We start from the raw sequence: 16583 nt of genomic DNA on the forward strand, positions 1-16583 counted from the left end.
CCGATTCAAGGGCGCTTACTTTGGCTCAATAGTTATCAAGAAATAGATGGATGTACACAACAGCTTCTAACAATCATAAAATCAACTCAAAATACTAAAAAACCATTTAAATACAGCAACTTGAAATATAAACACACCATAAGAACAGCCTTAAAATATCAAATAAATACACCTTAATCGCGCTCACATTGCCTTTTAACTGTTGTTTAATTATGCCGGTCAGCGTATTTTATTAAAGCAATGTAGCCATGCTGTAATTTAATCTTTATGAAACCACAAACACGCAAAGACAAAATCATCGGCATCCTGGCAGCCATCTGGGGCATCGGTTCCTTCCTGTTTATCCTGCTCGGCTTTCTGTTTGCCCTCGCCTTCCTGATGCTGGCTCACTGACACTCCGCCGTCACCGCTCATACTCCCGGTGACTGTCCTGCCGTGCCCAATCTAATGCCACATTCAGCCACTCCCAGGCTCAGTGTCTGCGCCCGTCGCTGACGCCGGCCCGAGGAAAGATCCCTCGCGTCCCTCTCGATCGCCCACAAAAAAGGGGCCAAGGCCCCTTGTCTGTCTGATGTGCCCTTACTTGTTCAGCAAGGGGGCCAGGAAGCGCGCGGTGTGCGACTCCTTGCAACGGCTCATCTCCTCCGGCGTGCCGGTCACCAGGATGCGGCCACCACCGGCGCCCCCTTCCGGCCCCAGATCGACGATCCAGTCGGCGGTTTTGATGACGTCTAGATTGTGCTCGATGATGACGATCGTGTTGCCCCGATCCCGCAGCTGGTGCAGCACTTTGAGCAGTTGCTGGATGTCGTGGAAGTGCAGCCCCGTGGTCGGCTCGTCCAGGATGTAGAGGGTCTGGCCGGTGTCGCGCTTGGAGAGCTCCCGCGCCAGCTTGACCCGCTGCGCCTCGCCACCCGACAGGGTGGTGGCGGACTGGCCGAGGCGGATGTAGGAGAGGCCCACGTCCATCAGGGTTTGCAGCTTGCGCGCCACCGCAGGGACGGGATCGAAGAATGCGCGGGCATCTTCCACCGTCATCTCGAGGATCTCGTGGATGTTCTTGCCTTTGTACTTCACCTCCAGGGTCTCGCGGTTGTAGCGCTTGCCCTTGCAGACGTCGCACGGCACATAGACATCCGGCAGGAAGTGCATCTCCACCTTGATGACGCCATCCCCCTGACAGGCCTCGCAGCGGCCCCCCTTGACGTTGAAGGAGAAGCGACCCGGCAGGTAGCCGCGGGAGCGCGCCTCCTGAGTACCGGAGAGCAGCTCGCGGATCGGAGTGAACAGGCCGGTATAGGTGGCCGGATTGGAGCGCGGGGTGCGGCCGATCGGGCTCTGATCGATGTCCACCACCTTGTCAAGGTGCTCCAGCCCTTCCACTTCGCGATAGGGGGCCGGCGTGGACTCGGTGGCCTTGTTGAGCTCCCGGTGGGCGATGCGGAACAAGGTGTCGTTGATCAGGGTCGACTTGCCGGAGCCGGAGACCCCGGTGACGCAGGTCATCACCCCGATGGGCAGATCCAGGTTGACGTTGCGCAGGTTGTTGCCGCTCGCCCCCTTGAGCTTCAACCACTTGCCGGTGAGCGGGGTGCGCTCATCCGGAATGGCGATCTGCTTGCGACCGGAGAGGTAGTCACCGGTCAGCGATTCGGGGTTGGCGATGATCTCTTCCGGTGTCCCCTGGGCGACGATGGCACCACCGTGCACGCCGGCCCCGGGGCCGATATCGAGCACATGATCGGCGAGGCGGATGGCATCCTCGTCGTGCTCCACCACGATGACGGTGTTGCCCAGATCGCGCAGATGAGTGAGGGTCTTGAGCAGCCGCTCGTTGTCCCGCTGGTGCAGGCCGATGGAGGGCTCATCCAGTACGTACATCACCCCCACCAGACCGGCGCCGATCTGGCTCGCCAGCCGGATCCGCTGCGCCTCGCCGCCGGAGAGGGTCTCGGCGCTGCGAGACAGGCTCAGGTAGTTGAGGCCGACGTTCACCAGGAAGCCGAGCCGCTCGACTATCTCCTTGAGGATCTTCTCGGCGATCTGGGCGCGCTGGCCGCTCAGGTTCAACCCCTCGAAGAAGGCGAGCGCATCGCCGATGGACTGTTCGGCGATGGCCGGCAGATTACGGTTGTCCACGAAGACATGGCGCGCCTCTTCCCGCAACCGGCTGCCACCGCAGCTGGTGCAGGACTTGTTGGCGATGTACTTGGCCAGCTCTTCCCGCACCGAGTTGGATTCAGTCTCCCGGTAGCGGCGCTCCATGTTGTGCAATATCCCCTCGAACGGGTGCTTGCGTACCACCACATCGCCGCGATCGTTCATGTAGCGGAATTCGATCTCGGTGCGGCCGGAGCCGCGCAGGATCACCTCCTGGGTCTTGGCTGGCAGATCCTCCCAGGGTGCCTCCAGATCGAACTTGTAGTGCTCGGCGAGGGATTTCAGCATCTGGAAGTAATAGAAGCTGCGTTTGTCCCAACCGCGGATGGCGCCACCGGCCAGGCTCTGACCCGGATCATGGATCAGCTTGGCGGGATCGAAGTACTGCTGCACCCCGAGACCGTCGCAGGTGGGGCAGGCGCCGGCCGGGTTGTTGAAGGAGAAGATGCGTGGCTCCAGCTCCGACATGGAGTAACCGCACTCGGGGCAGGCGAAGTTGGCGGAGAAGATCAGCGGGGCAATCCCCTCCTCCCCGTCCATGGGCGCCACCAGCACGATGCCGCCGGAGAGGGTCAGTGCCGTCTCGAAGGACTCCGCGAGACGCAGCGCCAGGTCATCACGCACCTTGAAGCGATCAACCACCACTTCGATGGTGTGCTTCTTGTGCAGCTCCAGCGGGGGAGGATCGGAGAGATCGCACACCTCCCCATCGATGCGAGCACGAATGTAGCCCTGAGCCGCCAGGTTCTCCAGCAGCTTGGTGTGCTCCCCCTTGCGATTGCGCACCACGGGCGCCAGCAACATCAGCTTGGTGCCTTCGGGCTGGGCCAGCACCTGATCCACCATCTGGCTGATGGTCTGGGCGGCGAGCGGGATGGCGTGGGTCGGACAGCGCGGCTCGCCGACTCGGGCAAACAGCAGACGCAGGTAGTCGTAGATCTCGGTGATGGTGCCGACGGTCGAGCGCGGGTTGTGGGAGGTGGACTTCTGCTCGATGGAGATGGCCGGCGAGAGCCCCTCGATATGGTCCACGTCCGGTTTCTCCATCAGGGAGAGGAACTGGCGGGCATAGGCGGAGAGCGACTCCACATAGCGGCGCTGGCCTTCGGCATAGAGGGTATCGAACGCCAGGGAAGACTTGCCGGAACCGGACAGGCCGGTGACCACGATCAACTTGTCGCGGGGCAGAATCAGATTGATGTTTTTGAGGTTGTGGGTGCGGGCACCCCGGATCACGATTTTTTCCATCTTGTTGCGCGCTCGATACGGGAACCAGAGCGGGCCAGTATGGCATAGAGACTACTGGATGAATAGACAGCCTTTTATCATCCCATCCCGGCGCTCAGAGATACTCCTTGGCCCAGCTCACCGCCTGCAGGCGGTTCTTGACGTTCAACTTCTTGAACACGTTATAGAGGTGGGATTTGATGGTGTGTTCGCTCACGAACAGGCTGTCGGCAATCTCGGTGTTGGAGGCCCCCGTCATCAGATGGCGGACTATCTCCTGCTCACGGGCCGTTAGCAGCGTCTGGTTGCGCAGGGGCTGGCCGCTTCCCTTGCGGTAGTAATCCACCAGATCGCACAGCAGATGGCGCGGGATCCAGTACTCCCCCTGCAACACCTTGCGGATCCCGATCACCAGCCTGTCCAGGTTGTCCTGGCGGAAGAAGAGCCCGCTGGTATGAGGCCACATCAGCAACAGCTCCCGATCCGTGCTGGTCGGGGCATTGAGCAGCACGGCACTGGCCTCGCCGAAACGGCTGCAGATGGCCTTGCTCCAGTCTGCCTGCTGAGCCGACTTGAGATAGTCCAGATCGATCAGCAGCAGCGTCTGAGCTCCGGTTTCGGAGGGCTCAGGCAAGGCATCCAGCTCCCCGACCAGCAAGATGGACAAGCCAAGCTGTTCGCTGAGGTGACGCTGGAAACTGGTGGCTTGTGCATTATTTTCGGTGATCAGCACTAGGGGATATTCGGGCGTCATCAAGAGAACTTCCTTGCACATTCGAGTCGGGGTTTTCGGCAAGGAAGAGTACCAATCCCCCTCCTGGCTGCAGCATTAAAAAAGTATTAGACGCCGTTGTGATTCCTTTGAAGCTCAGCAATTTTCCAGCCAATACAAATGACTAGCACGCCCCCCCCATTTGGGGGTCAGGTAGTGCCGACCACCACCATAACAGGCCTTGGCCGTCGTTGCAGCACTCTGCTCCGCCGTCCCCTTGCTGGTGGGCCCCTACCTCGGGTAAGTTACTCGGACGCCAGCGGCGGGGTTTGGTGCTCGCCGGGACAGGAAGGTGTGCGCTCATCTTCGCCAACTGGTATTATTGCGGGTAAACGCTGCGGCGGTGGCCGATAAACGCGTCGGTTGAATCTGGCACAGCCGTGACATGCGTGAAGATGAGGCCCATCCGTGGCGCACATCTCATTGCAAACAAACGACATATTGAATGGGCCCAGGCATTTGGCCTGGCCGGTATACATAAGGGTGGAAGAGAGATTATGGCCAGTCGAGGCATCAACAAAGTCATTCTGATCGGTAACCTGGGGCAAGACCCGGAAGTGCGCTACATGCCGAGCGGCGGTGCCGTGACTAACATCACCCTGGCCACCTCCGACACCTGGCGCGACAAGCAGACCGGTGAGCAGAAAGAGCGAACCGAGTGGCACCGCGTGGTGTTCATGGGCAAGCTGGCCGAAGTGGCCGGCGAGTACCTGAAGAAGGGTTCCCAGGTCTATGTCGAAGGCAAGCTGCAGACCCGCAAGTGGCAGGATCAGAGTGGCCAGGAGCGTTACACCACAGAGGTGCTGGTCGACAGCTTCACCGGCGTAATGCAGATGCTGGGCGGCCGTCCGCAAGGCGGCGCAGGCCAGGGCATGGGTGGTCAACAGTCCCAGGGCAACTGGGGTCAGCCACAACAGGCCGCCCCCCAGCAAGCGATGCAACGCCCGGCCGCCGCCCCGCAGCAGAATATGCAGCCGCAGGGTGGTTACGGTCGTCCTGCCCAGCAGCCTCAGTCTGCACCGCCGGTCTACAACGAGCCGCCGATGGATTTCGACGACGATATCCCGTTCTGATCTACAAAAAGGCCCTGATCACTCAGGGCCTTTTTGTCTGTTTCTGACGCATTCACCCCCACCCTCATCATGTTGTTGCGACGATCCGGCCCCTCCTCTCTTCCTCGCCCCGACTTGTCGCTATCATCTGGACGTAACACTCCTCCGAGAATAAGCATGAGTTATCCTGGTCGCCTGCTGCGCCTCATCTTGCTGGTGTTTGCTGCCCCTCTGGTCGCCGAGCCGCTACGAGTGGGAGTGAGCTTCGCCATCCCTCCCTACGTGATCACCCACGAAGATCGCGGCATCGAGCTCGATCTCCTGCGCGAGGCATTCGCCGGCAGCGATCATGTGCCCGAGTTCACCTATCTGCCTCTCGAGCGGACCTTCCGGATGCTGGAGGAAGGCAAGCTGGATGCCATCATCAACGTCAAGCCAGGCATGCTTAACAATGCCCACCTGTCACAGGCGGTGATCACCTTTCACAATCGGGTCTTTACCCTCGACAAGACGGCATTTCACACCATGAGGGATCTGCAGACGCTGCGCGTCAGCGCCTTCCAGCGGGCACGGCAGATCCTGGGAAAAGAGTTTGCCGAGCTGGTCGATCAGAACCCCCACTACGAGGAAGTGGCACGGCAGGAGGGGCAGGTACAGAAGCTGCTGCTGGGACGTACGGATGCCGTGATCCTGGAGCAGCGGGTATTCTACTACTACATGACGCAACTGCTCGGGCAGACAGAGGGCAGCGTACGCTACTCCTCCGATCGGGTCAGACAACATGATCTCTTTCCCCCTACCCAGTACCACTTCGCCTTTCGCCAGGCGACGGCGCAGCGGTGGTTCGATCGCCAGTTGAGCAGGATGAAGGAAGATGGGCGCTATGAACGGATCTTTGCCGCCTATGGCGCGTCGTCATCGTATAGAAACATAAAAGCCAGCCCATGACGGACTGGCTTGATACTGGCCCCAGAGGAACAACAGTGTAGTGGAGCGTTACTTCATCGCGCCGCCATTTTTCAGGTCGGCTTTCTGCCGTTTGGCCTCGCGCTTCTCTTTCAGTGACATCTGCGGTTTTTTCTTGGCATCTTTGCCGTGATGCTGTTCTTTGTTGCTCATCATCAGACTCCAAAAATGTTACCAGGACAGTTGGAATGAAATTCCAGCATGTCATCCGAATCATAGATCACAGTACGCTAGCAGTGACAATCGAGGATCGCACTGGCACCAGCATACCCCTACCCTCCATCGGGATCCAGCCTCACTGGACGGCAGTGTCACGCAGGGCGCGGGCCTCGTCATCCACGTCCCGACAAACCGCAATAACCGGCTCGTATCTGAGCGACAACCGGCAAGAAAACGCACTCAAGTTACCCTTTTGGGGTCAAGAGGACGATTACATAAGAGTCGGCTTCCGGAGTGTGTTAGGGTGAACCATCACCTGCCGCAGGAGTGCGCCATGAAAAAGCTGGAAATGAAAGATCTTACCGAGGCCGAAAAAGCCGAGATCACCCTGTTGCTGCAGAAGGCCCAGGCCAATGCCGATCACACCCTGACCAACGGGGAACGCAACAAGATCCGTGAAGAGGGACGCCTGAAAATCGCAGAGGATCGCGCCAAGGCAGCCAAGGCGGCCTCCGCACTGGCACGGGAGAAGGCCAAGGAACGAGCCAAGAATCAGGTGCTGCCTGAAACCTTCAACTGGGCGGATTCCGTCAGCAACAAGTACCGCAGCAAGCGATAATTTCCGCCTCCCATGTCCGGATGCTTGTGCTGTCACCCGGACATGAGCCTGCATACTGCCCTTTCCCATACCGGAAATTTATAGATAACCTTCTGGTATAAAACGATTTTATCAAGATAAAACGCTAACCCCTCCTCGTCGGGCCGGAATTAATACCAAGATAAAGATTGCCATGACGGAGTGAGAGTGTTCTAATCGATTTCGATGGTTCGGTAGTTCAGACCTGATTATGTTAGGCAGTCATTTTAAAGCAGTGATTTGTGCATAGAGTTGTCCCAGATGATTCTCGCCAAATAATTCTCCTTCTTTAGTGCTCCCCATACGTATTGCTGACGAAAAATCATGGATTGCTACAAACGTAGCGTTTCAACATCACTATTCAAGGAAATTATTATGTCTAACAAAATGACTGGTACCGTAAAGTTCTTCAACGCTGAGAAAGGTTTTGGCTTCATCTCCCCGGCTGACGGTGGCAAAGACGTGTTCGTACACTTCTCCGCTATCCAGTCCACCAGCTTCAAAACCCTGGACGAAGGTCAGCGCGTTGAGTTCACCATCGAGCAAGGCCAGAAAGGCCCGGCTGCTGCCAACGTAGTTGGTCTGTAATTCAAGCCAGGAAGCCTTTTCGTCAACCGGAAAGTCCTTCTGCAAGAATTGAAAAAACCCGCCTAGGCGGGTTTTTTGTTGCCTGCTTTTTACCTCTCTACCTTTCGCCTCTCTCAATCCACTCCCAGATCCCACCTCACCGTCGTCCCACAGTCGCGAGCACCCTGTAAACACCACCGGATACAACGAGGGCGCCAACATGGCGCCCTCGTTACTGATGGATGAATGCGAGCGTCCTCACAACGGCAGGCTGATCCTCGCCTCCAGGCCACCCTCGGGGCGATTGTGGAGGCTGAGCTCCCCGCCGTGCTGGTGCACCAGGGTGCGGGCGATGGCGAGCCCCAGCCCCACACTGCCCGATTCGGTGTTGCGGGCCTCATCGAGGCGCACGAAGGGTTTGAATACCTCCTCCAGCTGGCCCTCGGCGATGCCGGGCCCCCGATCGCAGACCAGGATCAGCAGCTCGGATTCGGTGCGCACCAGTGACACCTCGGCGCCCCCAGCGTATTTGATGGCGTTGCCGATAAGGTTTTGCAGCACCCGGCGCAAAGTATTGGCACGACAGGCATAGACCTGCTTGCCCTCGGCCAGGCAGGTGACGGGTTGCCCCATGTCGGCATAGTCGTCGCACAGGCTCTCCAGCAGGCTGACCAGGTCCAGCTCCCGGGTCGCCTCCTGCTGCCCTTCCTCCCGGGCGAAGCTCAGGGTCGCCGCCAGCATCTGCTCCATCTGTTGCAGGGTCTGCTGGAAGCGATCCTTGTCCTCGCCGTCCGCCAGAAACTCGCTGCGCAGCCGCAGGCTGGTGATGGGAGTGCGCAGGTCGTGGGAGATGGCGGCCAGCATACGGGTCCTGTCCTGCACGAAGCGATCGAGTCGGGTGTGCATGCGGTTGAAGGCCTGGATCGACTCTCGGATCTCGGTGGGCCCCTCTTCGCGCAGGGGTTCTATGTTCTCGCCGCGCCCCAGCCTGTCCGCGTTGGCAGCCAGCTGTTTGAGGGGCAAGGTCGCACGGCGGAACAGCCAGATCATCAGGCCGATCACCAGGCTTGCCACCAGCAGCAGGTTGAGGGTGGTCTGCCAGGACCAGCTCGCCGACTCCTTGTCCACCAGGGAGCTGAACTGCAGCCAGCCACCGTTGGGCAACTGGATGGAGCCATAGAGCCGCATGTCCTGGGGGGGCGGCATGCCATTGCGATCCTTCATCATGCGGTTGTGGTGCTGCCAGGCCCGGCTGCGCTGGATGTCCTGCTTCAGCTCGGCGCTGATCTCCACCGACAGGGACGACGGATACCCGAGCTTGGCGCGCACCAGCTTCTCGAAACGGGGGCTGCGGTTGTCCGGTTGCAGCGGCTCGTCGGCGAGGCGCAGCAGCAGGGTCTCGCTACGGCTCGCCTTGAGGATCTCGTGATAGAGGGAGGGGGGCGAGAGGGAGAGCAACCGCACCACGGAGATGATCCGCTGCATGGCGTTGCGGCTGTTGACGTAGCCGAGGGCCTCCTCCCGGTCCGAGCGGTAGATCTGGATGCTGAGCAACTGGATCAACACCAGTCCCGCCAGTGCCACCAGCACTATCTGGCCGGTCAGCCCCTTGGGCAGCAGCCTGGCGAAGAAGCCCTTGATCATGCTGGCCTCACTCCTGAGTCACGTCTGCGGCGAACAGATAACCGCCGCCCCAGATGGTCTTGATGAGCTCGGGGTTCTTGGGATCCCGCTCCAGCTTGCGCCGCAGCCGGCTCACCAGGGTATCGATGGCACGATCGAAGGCCACGGCCTCCCGGCCGCGGGCCAGATCCAGCAACTGATCCCGGCTCAGTACTCGCTGGGGGCGCTCCAGAAACACCTTGAGCAGATCGAATTCGGCGGTGGAGAGGCTCATCCCCACCCCCTCCTCGTCCACCAGTTCGCGGCGATTGATGTCGAGCAACCAGCGATCGAAGCGCAGATCCCGGGTCAGAGTCTCGGGCACGGGCTGGATCTCGGCCTGGGTTCGACGCATCACCGCCTTGATCCTGGCCAGCAGCTCCCTGGGATTGAACGGCTTGGCGAGGTAGTCATCGGCCCCCATCTCCAGCCCTATGATGCGATCCGTCTCCTCCCCCATGGCGGTGAGCATGATGATGGGCAGGCGGGACTTCACTCTGAGCTCGCGGCACAGGGTGAGGCCATCCTCCCCCGGCATCATCAGATCCAGCACCAGCAGATCGAACTCCCGCTCGTCCAGCAGCCGCTTCATCTCCTTGCCATCACGGGCACAGCTGACGCGCATGCCGTGTTGCTCCAGAAATCGCTTGAGCAGATCGCGGATCTCACTGTGGTCGTCGACCACCAGAATATGAGGGCTGCCTTGGTTCATCATCGTCTCTCCCGTTATCGAGCTGGAGCGATTATACGAAAATCAACCGGGCGGGTTGTGTCAAAGTGTGCCAGAGCGCCAAGATGCCACACTCTGCTACAAAATAGTCCGGTACTGGCAAAGTTCAGACACTTCCACGGTGTTTACTGGGTACCAAGGCGAAACAGCCTGTACCCGTACCAATTAGACAGGAGTGACTCATGAAAAACCTGACCAAGACCCTGCTGACCGCCACCCTGATCCTCGGCCTGCCGCTCGGCGCCTATGCCGCCAGCGAAGCCGTCTCCACCGCCCAGCCGACCCAGGCCATGGCGGCCGGTTGCCCCATGGACGGCTCCGGCATGATGGGCGGCAAGCACCACGGCGGCCGCCACGACAAGATGGCCCGCATGCAGAACATGACCCCGGAGCAGATCCAGGCCCACCTGCAACAGCGCTATGACAAGATTGAAGACCCGGCCAAGAAGGCCGAATTCGTGAAGAACCTTGGCTTGCGTGCCGACGGCATGACCAAGCATGCCGAAGCGATGAAACAGTTCGCCGAGGCGCACCAGTAAACGCTTCTAGACCCGCAACAGGGTGGCCTCGGCCACCCTTTTTTGTGTCTCCCGCTCGGCCTGCCACCCTCTGCGATTCGCCCCTGGCATCCGTCATTTCCCTTATCATCTGCTCCGGGTTATGTGAGCGATAACAAACGTTTTATGTTCGAAATAGCTAATAATGGCGACTCAAACAACAGGATCGGGCAAGGCCCCGGCCACAGTGGACAGGAGTCGTTATGGGATGGAGTCTGGGCACAATCAAGGGGCGTTATACCGCCGTCTTCGTGGGATTCATGGCGCTGGTGTGCGCCCTGACGGTGATCGGCATCCAGCTCTGGATCAAGCCGGCGCTGCAGAAGGCCGGTGAGCAGAATGTGGCGATGCGGGTCAGCGAGATAGCCACCGACATCCGCGATCAACTCAACGGGGTGCAGAGCCAGTCCCGCAGCATCACCCAACTGGTGGCCCAGCTGCCGAGCGAGCAGATAGACACCCTGCTGCCTGCCCTCATCGATCAATACGGCAACGCCATGGTCTTCGGCGGCGGCATCTGGCCCCTGCCTAACAAGCGGGAGGCGGGCCGCGCCAAGTTCAGCACCTTCTATCACAGGGACGCGGCCAACGCGCTCATCCCCAATACCTACTGGAACTCGGCCGAGGCGCCGAACTACTTCGAGCAACCCTGGCACAAGGCGGGGCAGCAGGCTCCTCGCGGCATGTGCGTCTGGGCCGCAGCCTACAAGGATGGCGCCAGTCAGCAGCCGAGGACCAACTGCGCCATGGGGATCTACAAGGACGGCGCCCTGTACGGGGTATCGACCATAGACGTGACCCTGGGGTTCTTCAACGATCTGGTGGCCAGGAAGGAGCAGGAGATCGGTGGCCAGGTGATGATCGTCGAGGCTGACGGCAAGATCCTGAGCAAGAACGCCCGCCTCGGCGGCGATGTGGTGCTCGGCAACCTCTCCGCCCACGCCGACTACCCCTTCGCCGGGGCCATCGCCGGCCTGCTCGGCCAGGACGCGAGCAAGGGGCTGCTGCGCACCACCTTCCAGGATCAAGGGGAGGAGCAGACACTGCTGATGCAGGCCATTGAAGGCACCCCCTGGCTGCTCGCCACCGCACTGCCGACCAGCACCCTGACCCAGGACAGCCGGGACGTGCTCGCCACCCTGGCCAGTATCCAGCTGCCCCTGGTGGGGCTGCTGTTCGTGCTCATGGTGCTGGCCATCAGCCAGCTCGGCAGCCGGCTGCAGACCCTCAAGCTCAACATCGATGCCCTCAGTGCCGGCGATGCCGACCTGACCGCCCGCATCCAGGTGAAGGGCCATGACGAGCTGGACAACATCGCCCTGTCGGTGAACCGTTTCATCGCCTACCTGCAGCAGATGATGGTGCAGGTGACCGATGCCACCGACCTCATCACCCGTGAGCTGGCGCAGCTCGATCAGCAGACCGGTCAGGCCAGACGGATCCTGGGGGAACACGCCAGCGAGACAGATCAGGTGGTCACCGCCCTCACCGAGCTCAGTTCCACCGCCGACAGCGTGGCCCAGCACGCCAGCGACTCGGCGAGCTTCACCGAGGCTGCCAATGGCCAGGCCGCCAATTCACGCAAGGTGGTGGGATCGGCATCAGCCAGCGTGGTGGCCCTGATCGACGAGGTGGATCTCGCCGCCGCCAAGGTGCTGGAGATGCAGGAGGATGCCAAACAGATTGGCAGCGTACTCGGAGTGATCGGCGGCATCGCCGCCCAGACCAACCTGCTGGCGCTCAATGCCGCCATCGAGGCGGCGCGGGCCGGGGAGCAAGGACGTGGCTTCGCCGTGGTGGCCGACGAGGTGCGCGCCCTGGCGGCCCGTACCCAGAACAGCACCGCCGAGGTGGGCAGCATGCTGTCGCGCCTCACCCAGGGGGTGGCCGAGGCCGTGGTCGCCATGGAGCAGACCAAGCGCAGTTGCCAGGCCGCAGCCGACACCACGGGTCAGGTCACCGGCGGGCTCGACAGCATGGCCGACTCAGTGGTGCAGATCCACGATCTCAGCAGCCAGATAGCCACCGCCGCCGAAGAGCAGAGCCGGGTGACCGAGGAGATCAACCGCAACATGGTGAGCATTCGCGACATGCTGAGCCTGCTGGTGCAAAACGGCAGCCAGACCGAGCAGAGCGCCGCCACCCTGCTCGGCTCCAACCGCCAGTTGCTGGCCCTGGTGCGCCGCTTCAAGGTGTGATGGTGAACGTCAGCCAGCAAAAAGGGGCCCGCGGGCCCCTTTCTCATTCACTTCGCCGTGACTCAGGCCTTGTTGGCCAGGTTCAGGGTCTTGACGGTCTCGCCTTCGAACTTGATGACCACGTCTTTCTGGGCCACTTCGGAATCCTTCAGCAGGGACTTGGTGGTCTCGGCCAGCAACGGGGAAGCCTTGTTCAGGGCGCCCAGATCATAGGTCCACACTTCCAGACCGGCGTCGGTCTTGGTGCTGGCCGGGGCGCCCAGCTTGTCCTTGATGGCCTGCTTGTTGGAACCGCCTTCCTTGATATCCAGAGCCTTTTTGATCGCTTCGTTGGAGGCGCTGTCCATGGCAGTACCGGCCATCTCTTTGGCGGTGCTGGTGACGCTGCTGGTCACGGAGTCGGTCAGGGAGTCCATCAGGCCGGCCTGGGCAACCAGAGGCAGGGCGGTCAGGGCAATCAGGAGGCACTTTTTCATTAAGATACATCTCACAGGAATGAAAGAGCGCGCATCAGACCAGTGAGCTTGACTGGAGTCAAGGTGATCCCAAGGTCAAGCCTCATTCGGGGGGCAAGGGTCAATCCCCTTGGGTGAAGATGGTGGTCGGGAACGGATATCGGGCTGGCCTAGCCGCAGAGCTGATCCTTGCCCGCCAGCTTGGCTCGATAGAGCGCCCTGTCCACCCTCGCCATCAGCTGATTCAGGGGTTCATCCGGCATGGACTCCACCAGGCCGAAACTCAGGGTGATGGGCTCCACCCCCTTGACCCTGGCGTAGCCCAATCGCTGTCGCAACTTTTCGGCAACCACCTGGGCCTCCGGCAGACGGGTATTGGGCAGCACCAGCATGAACTCGTCTCCGCCCCAACGGGCCAGCAGATCGATCTCGCGGATGGAGCCTCGCGTCAGACGCACTATGTCGATCAGGGTCTGATCCCCCACCCCGTGGCCATGGCGATCGTTGATCTGCTTGAAGTCATCCACGTCCATGGCGATCACGGCGAAGGGCTCCTTGAAACGCCGGGCACGCTCATATTCCAGCCGGACGGCCTGCTCCAGCCGATAGCGGCTGGCGGCGCCGGTCAGGGAGTCCGTCTCCGCCAGGCGACGGTTCTCCTCAACCTGGTGCTGCAGCGCCAGGTTGAGCCGCTCCAGCTCGGCGGTGCGCTCCGCCACCTGCTGCTCCAGGGAGCGATTGTGCAGCTCCAGCCGGGCATAGAGCTCACGCTGGGCATGGATATCCCGATGCGCCCCTATCATCCTGGCCACGGATCCATCCGGATTGCGCGCTATGATGCGGCCACGATCCTCTATCCAGATGAAGTCCCCGTTGCGGCAGCGGCAGCGGTACTCGACCCGGTAGTCAGGGGACACCCCGCTCAGATAGGCGTCGAAACAGGCCATCACCCGCGCCAGATCGTCCGGATGGATGACGTTCTCCCAGGTGAACACCGTATTGTTGAGAGAATGCGGCTCATAGCCCAGCATCTGATACCAGCCCGGGTTGCGATAGACGAAACCGGTGTTGGCATTCCAGTCCCAGACCCCGTCGCTGATGACCTCCAGAATGCCGCGTACGGCGGCGTCATTGAGATCCGAGATCCTGATCGTGTCATTGTCCTGCAGCATGGGAACCATCCTTGTTCTGCTACCCCGCGTCACTGCGCGGTGACTCACATCCGATTGTTGAACATCACTGAAACATACGCCTGGCCTGCCGGGAGTCGCCGATGGCAGTGGACGGCTTTCACACCCTGTCATGACAAGGTTATCGGCCACTCCCGAGCTCCCCTGAATAACAGTAGCAGCCGGGCTCTTCGCAGGTCTTGAGCGCCGTCAAGCCGACCCTCTTTTGTTTGTTCGCCGCATGCACCAAAGCGGTGCGCACCCTTGGCGCAGCCCTGCCAAAATTGGGCGTCTCTCGTCCCACCTCCGGACACAAAATGAATAACACATTGAATAAATGGGAGAAAAATATTGGCCCAACATTTGCCTTTTGTGTAAGTGAGCCACCAAGGATTGGGGATATTGCATGAAATTAATCACCGCCATCATCAAGCCATTCAAACTCGATGACGTTCGCGAAGCCATGGCCAATCTCGGCGTCGAGGGGCTGACGGTCTCGGAGGTCAAGGGGTTTGGCCGCCAGAAGGGGCACACCGAACTCTATCGGGGTGCCGAATACCAGGTGGATTTCCTGCCCAAGGTAAAGCTGGAGATCGCCACCCTGGCCGACAACGTCGAGCAGATCATCGACGCCATCAGCAAGGCCGCCCACACCGGCAAGATAGGTGACGGCAAGATCTTCGTCTACGACCTGCAGGCAGCCGTGCGGATCCGCACCGGCGAGACCGACGCAGACGCCCTTTGATACGACTGGAACCGAGGAATACGACATGGAAGAGTTGATCACATCCGTCAGCGAGCTGCGTTATGCGCTCGATACCTTCTACCTGCTGATCTCCGGCGTGCTGGTCATGTGGATGGCCGCCGGGTTCGCCATGCTGGAGGCGGGCCTGGTCCGCGCCAAGAACACCACCGAGATCCTGACCAAGAACATCCTGCTCTATGCCATCGCCTGCGTCATGTACCTGCTGGTTGGCTACAACATCATGTACGTGGACAACGGCGCCGGCGGCTGGCTGCCGAGCGTTGGCAGCCTGATGGGCAGCCAGGCGGACGACGCGGCCCACTCCCTGCACGCCGACTTCTTCTTCCAGGTGGTCTTCGTCGCCACCGCCACCTCCATCATCTCGGGGGCGGTGGCCGAGCGGATGAAGCTCTGGTCCTTCCTGCTGTTCTGCGTGGTGATGACCGGCTTCATCTACCCCGTCGAGGGCTACTGGAGCTGGGGCGGCGGCTTCCTGAAAGAGGCGGGCTTCTCCGATTTCGCGGGCTCCGGCATCGTCCACCTGGCGGGTGCCGCCGCCGCCCTGGCCGCCGTGCTGCTGCTCGGCCCCCGTCGCGGTAAATATGGCAAGCAAGGGGAGATCCACCCCATCCCCGGCTCCAACCTGCCGCTCGCGACCCTGGGCACCCTGATCCTCTGGATGGGCTGGTTCGGCTTCAACGGTGGCTCCCAGCTGGCGCTCTCCAGCGCCGCTGACGCCACCGCCATCGGCACCGTGTTCGTCAACACCAACGCCGCCGCGGCCGCCGGTGTGGTCGGCGCCCTGCTGGTCAGCAAGCTCACCTGGGGCAAGGCGGATCTCACCATGATCCTCAACGGCGCCCTCGGCGGTCTGGTCGCCATCACCGCCGACCCGGCCTCCCCCAGCCCGCTGTTTGCCAGCCTGATCGGCGCCCTGGCCGGTGCTCTGGTGGTCTACGCCATCGTCGCCTTCGATCGCCTGAAGATCGACGATCCGGTCGGTGCCATCTCGGTACACGGGGTGTGCGGCCTGTTCGGCCTGATGGTGGTGCCCTTCTCCAACGCGAGCGCCACCTTCGGCGCCCAGTTGCTCGGTGCCGCCACCATCTTCGGCTGGGTCTTTGTCGTCTCTCTGGTCGTCTGGAGCCTGCTCAAGGCCACCATGGGTCTGCGGGTCAGCGAAGAGGAAGAGCTGATGGGCGTGGACATGCACGAGTGCGGTGTCGATGCCTACCCCGAGTTCGTCAGCATCAAATCCAGCATCTAAGCACGCCATCTGCTTGCGGGGCCCGGGGGACACCTCGGGCCCCGTTTTTTTTTGGGCGCCCTCAGCGCCCCTTGAAGGCGGGGTGATGCAACCGGCGATAGTGACTGGGCGCCAGCCCATGCTGGCGCTTGAAGGCGGTGGAGAAGTGGTATTCGTTCTTGAAGCCGCACTGCTCGGCCAACTGCTTCACCGGGTCGGCCCGGCTCGCCAGCAAGAGCGCCGCCCGCTGCAACCGCAGCCGTTGCAGCAGCGCCATGGGC

At 61.0% G+C, this 16583-nt stretch carries 17 protein-coding genes; 9 read left to right on the forward strand and 8 right to left on the reverse strand.

All coding sequences use genetic code 11. From position 1 onward, the window contains the following. Window positions 1-267: 267 nt before the first annotated feature. Window positions 268-393 carry a hypothetical protein gene (locus tag BN1127_RS22960; protein ID WP_005328766.1) on the forward strand — a complete coding sequence of 42 codons (126 nt, stop codon included), beginning with the start codon at window positions 268-270 and terminating at the stop codon, window positions 391-393. A 186-nt stretch (window positions 394-579) separates the two neighbouring features. On the opposite strand, the gene uvrA is transcribed toward BN1127_RS22960, so the two are convergent. Beyond that, window positions 580-3408 carry an excinuclease ABC subunit UvrA gene (gene uvrA / locus BN1127_RS03900; protein ID WP_005328767.1) on the reverse strand — a complete coding sequence of 943 codons (2829 nt, stop codon included), beginning with the start codon at window positions 3406-3408 and terminating at the stop codon, window positions 580-582. A 94-nt stretch (window positions 3409-3502) separates the two neighbouring features. Then, window positions 3503-4141 (reverse strand): LuxR C-terminal-related transcriptional regulator, encoded by a 639-nt coding sequence (locus tag BN1127_RS03905; protein WP_139750669.1) that lies wholly within the window; start codon window positions 4139-4141, stop codon window positions 3503-3505. Window positions 4142-4656: 515 nt separating this feature from the next. Here BN1127_RS03905 and BN1127_RS03910 point away from each other — a divergent pair. Beyond that, complete coding sequence (locus BN1127_RS03910; RefSeq protein WP_005328769.1) at window positions 4657-5232, forward strand: single-stranded DNA-binding protein; 576 nt, start codon at window positions 4657-4659, stop codon at window positions 5230-5232. A 156-nt stretch (window positions 5233-5388) separates the two neighbouring features. Then, window positions 5389-6159, forward strand: a complete 771-nt coding sequence (locus tag BN1127_RS03915; RefSeq protein ID WP_005328770.1) for a substrate-binding periplasmic protein — start codon at window positions 5389-5391, stop codon at window positions 6157-6159. Window positions 6160-6207: 48 nt separating this feature from the next. Here BN1127_RS03915 and BN1127_RS22965 read toward each other — a convergent pair whose 3' ends face one another. After that, window positions 6208-6330, reverse strand: a complete 123-nt coding sequence (locus BN1127_RS22965) for a hypothetical protein (protein ID WP_080675244.1) — start codon at window positions 6328-6330, stop codon at window positions 6208-6210. A 340-nt stretch (window positions 6331-6670) separates the two neighbouring features. Here BN1127_RS22965 and yjbD point away from each other — a divergent pair, with 340 nt between their 5' ends. Together yjbD and cspE are read left to right on the forward strand one after the other, a co-directional pair. Next, window positions 6671-6955 carry a DUF3811 domain-containing protein gene (yjbD, locus tag BN1127_RS03925; RefSeq protein WP_025328558.1) on the forward strand — a complete coding sequence of 95 codons (285 nt, stop codon included), beginning with the start codon at window positions 6671-6673 and terminating at the stop codon, window positions 6953-6955. A gap of 393 nt (window positions 6956-7348) precedes the next feature. After that, window positions 7349-7561, forward strand: a complete 213-nt coding sequence (gene cspE, locus BN1127_RS03930; RefSeq protein WP_025328559.1) for a transcription antiterminator/RNA stability regulator CspE — start codon at window positions 7349-7351, stop codon at window positions 7559-7561. Between the two features lie 237 nt (window positions 7562-7798). On the opposite strand, the gene BN1127_RS03935 is transcribed toward cspE, so the two are convergent. Together BN1127_RS03935 and BN1127_RS03940 are read right to left on the reverse strand one after the other, a co-directional pair. After that, on the reverse strand, window positions 7799-9184 hold the full coding sequence (locus BN1127_RS03935) for an ATP-binding protein (RefSeq protein WP_042648577.1): 1386 nt from the start codon (window positions 9182-9184) through the stop codon (window positions 7799-7801). A gap of 7 nt (window positions 9185-9191) precedes the next feature. Beyond that, window positions 9192-9914, reverse strand: coding sequence for a response regulator (locus tag BN1127_RS03940; protein WP_041207099.1), 723 nt, complete (start codon window positions 9912-9914; stop codon window positions 9192-9194). Between the two features lie 200 nt (window positions 9915-10114). Here BN1127_RS03940 and BN1127_RS03945 point away from each other — a divergent pair, with 200 nt between their 5' ends. Then, window positions 10115-10471 (forward strand): hypothetical protein, encoded by a 357-nt coding sequence (locus BN1127_RS03945; RefSeq protein WP_005328782.1) that lies wholly within the window; start codon window positions 10115-10117, stop codon window positions 10469-10471. A 221-nt stretch (window positions 10472-10692) separates the two neighbouring features. Continuing rightward, window positions 10693-12687, forward strand: coding sequence for a methyl-accepting chemotaxis protein (locus tag BN1127_RS03950; RefSeq protein ID WP_042648578.1), 1995 nt, complete (start codon window positions 10693-10695; stop codon window positions 12685-12687). A 62-nt stretch (window positions 12688-12749) separates the two neighbouring features. On the opposite strand, the gene BN1127_RS03955 is transcribed toward BN1127_RS03950, so the two are convergent. Then, on the reverse strand, window positions 12750-13163 hold the full coding sequence (locus BN1127_RS03955; protein ID WP_005328788.1) for a hypothetical protein: 414 nt from the start codon (window positions 13161-13163) through the stop codon (window positions 12750-12752). Window positions 13164-13312: 149 nt separating this feature from the next. Beyond that, a complete protein-coding gene (locus tag BN1127_RS03960) occupies window positions 13313-14314 on the reverse strand; it encodes a sensor domain-containing diguanylate cyclase (RefSeq protein WP_042648579.1) in 1002 nt (333 codons plus the stop codon). Between the two features lie 403 nt (window positions 14315-14717). Between BN1127_RS03960 and glnK the strand changes: the two genes are divergently transcribed. Together glnK and BN1127_RS03970 are read left to right on the forward strand one after the other, a co-directional pair. Beyond that, window positions 14718-15056 (forward strand): P-II family nitrogen regulator, encoded by a 339-nt coding sequence (gene glnK, locus BN1127_RS03965; RefSeq protein ID WP_005328794.1) that lies wholly within the window; start codon window positions 14718-14720, stop codon window positions 15054-15056. 25 nt (window positions 15057-15081) lie between these two features. Beyond that, entirely contained in the window at window positions 15082-16323 is a 1242-nt protein-coding gene (locus BN1127_RS03970; RefSeq protein WP_042648580.1) for an ammonium transporter, read from the forward strand. A 61-nt stretch (window positions 16324-16384) separates the two neighbouring features. On the opposite strand, the gene BN1127_RS03975 is transcribed toward BN1127_RS03970, so the two are convergent. Then, window positions 16385-16583: helix-turn-helix domain-containing protein (locus BN1127_RS03975; RefSeq protein WP_156139744.1), on the reverse strand; the 199-nt coding region annotated here is incomplete at its 5' end.

The organism is Aeromonas media (assembly GCF_000819985.1).
Classification (GTDB): Bacteria; Pseudomonadota; Gammaproteobacteria; order Enterobacterales; family Aeromonadaceae; genus Aeromonas; species Aeromonas media.

Bases quoted from the DNA above. Each gene is read 5' to 3' on its own strand.
- BN1127_RS22960 (WP_005328766.1), top strand. From the start codon at position 268: ATGAAACCACAAACACGCAAAGACAAAATCATCGGCATCCTGGCAGCC.
- BN1127_RS03945 (WP_005328782.1), top strand. From the start codon at position 10,115: ATGAAAAACCTGACCAAGACCCTGCTGACCGCCACCCTGATCCTCGGC.
- BN1127_RS03935 (WP_042648577.1), bottom strand. From the start codon at position 9,184: ATGATCAAGGGCTTCTTCGCCAGGCTGCTGCCCAAGGGGCTGACCGGC.
- BN1127_RS03960 (WP_042648579.1), bottom strand. From the start codon at position 14,314: ATGCTGCAGGACAATGACACGATCAGGATCTCGGATCTCAATGACGCC.
- yjbD (WP_025328558.1), top strand. From the start codon at position 6,671: ATGAAAAAGCTGGAAATGAAAGATCTTACCGAGGCCGAAAAAGCCGAG.
- BN1127_RS03910 (WP_005328769.1), top strand. From the start codon at position 4,657: ATGGCCAGTCGAGGCATCAACAAAGTCATTCTGATCGGTAACCTGGGG.
- glnK (WP_005328794.1), top strand. From the start codon at position 14,718: ATGAAATTAATCACCGCCATCATCAAGCCATTCAAACTCGATGACGTT.
- cspE (WP_025328559.1), top strand. From the start codon at position 7,349: ATGTCTAACAAAATGACTGGTACCGTAAAGTTCTTCAACGCTGAGAAA.
- BN1127_RS03950 (WP_042648578.1), top strand. From the start codon at position 10,693: ATGGGATGGAGTCTGGGCACAATCAAGGGGCGTTATACCGCCGTCTTC.
- BN1127_RS03955 (WP_005328788.1), bottom strand. From the start codon at position 13,163: ATGAAAAAGTGCCTCCTGATTGCCCTGACCGCCCTGCCTCTGGTTGCC.
- BN1127_RS03970 (WP_042648580.1), top strand. From the start codon at position 15,082: ATGGAAGAGTTGATCACATCCGTCAGCGAGCTGCGTTATGCGCTCGAT.
- uvrA (WP_005328767.1), bottom strand. From the start codon at position 3,408: ATGGAAAAAATCGTGATCCGGGGTGCCCGCACCCACAACCTCAAAAAC.
- BN1127_RS03915 (WP_005328770.1), top strand. From the start codon at position 5,389: ATGAGTTATCCTGGTCGCCTGCTGCGCCTCATCTTGCTGGTGTTTGCT.
- BN1127_RS22965 (WP_080675244.1), bottom strand. From the start codon at position 6,330: ATGAGCAACAAAGAACAGCATCACGGCAAAGATGCCAAGAAAAAACCG.
- BN1127_RS03905 (WP_139750669.1), bottom strand. From the start codon at position 4,141: ATGACGCCCGAATATCCCCTAGTGCTGATCACCGAAAATAATGCACAA.
- BN1127_RS03940 (WP_041207099.1), bottom strand. From the start codon at position 9,914: ATGAACCAAGGCAGCCCTCATATTCTGGTGGTCGACGACCACAGTGAG.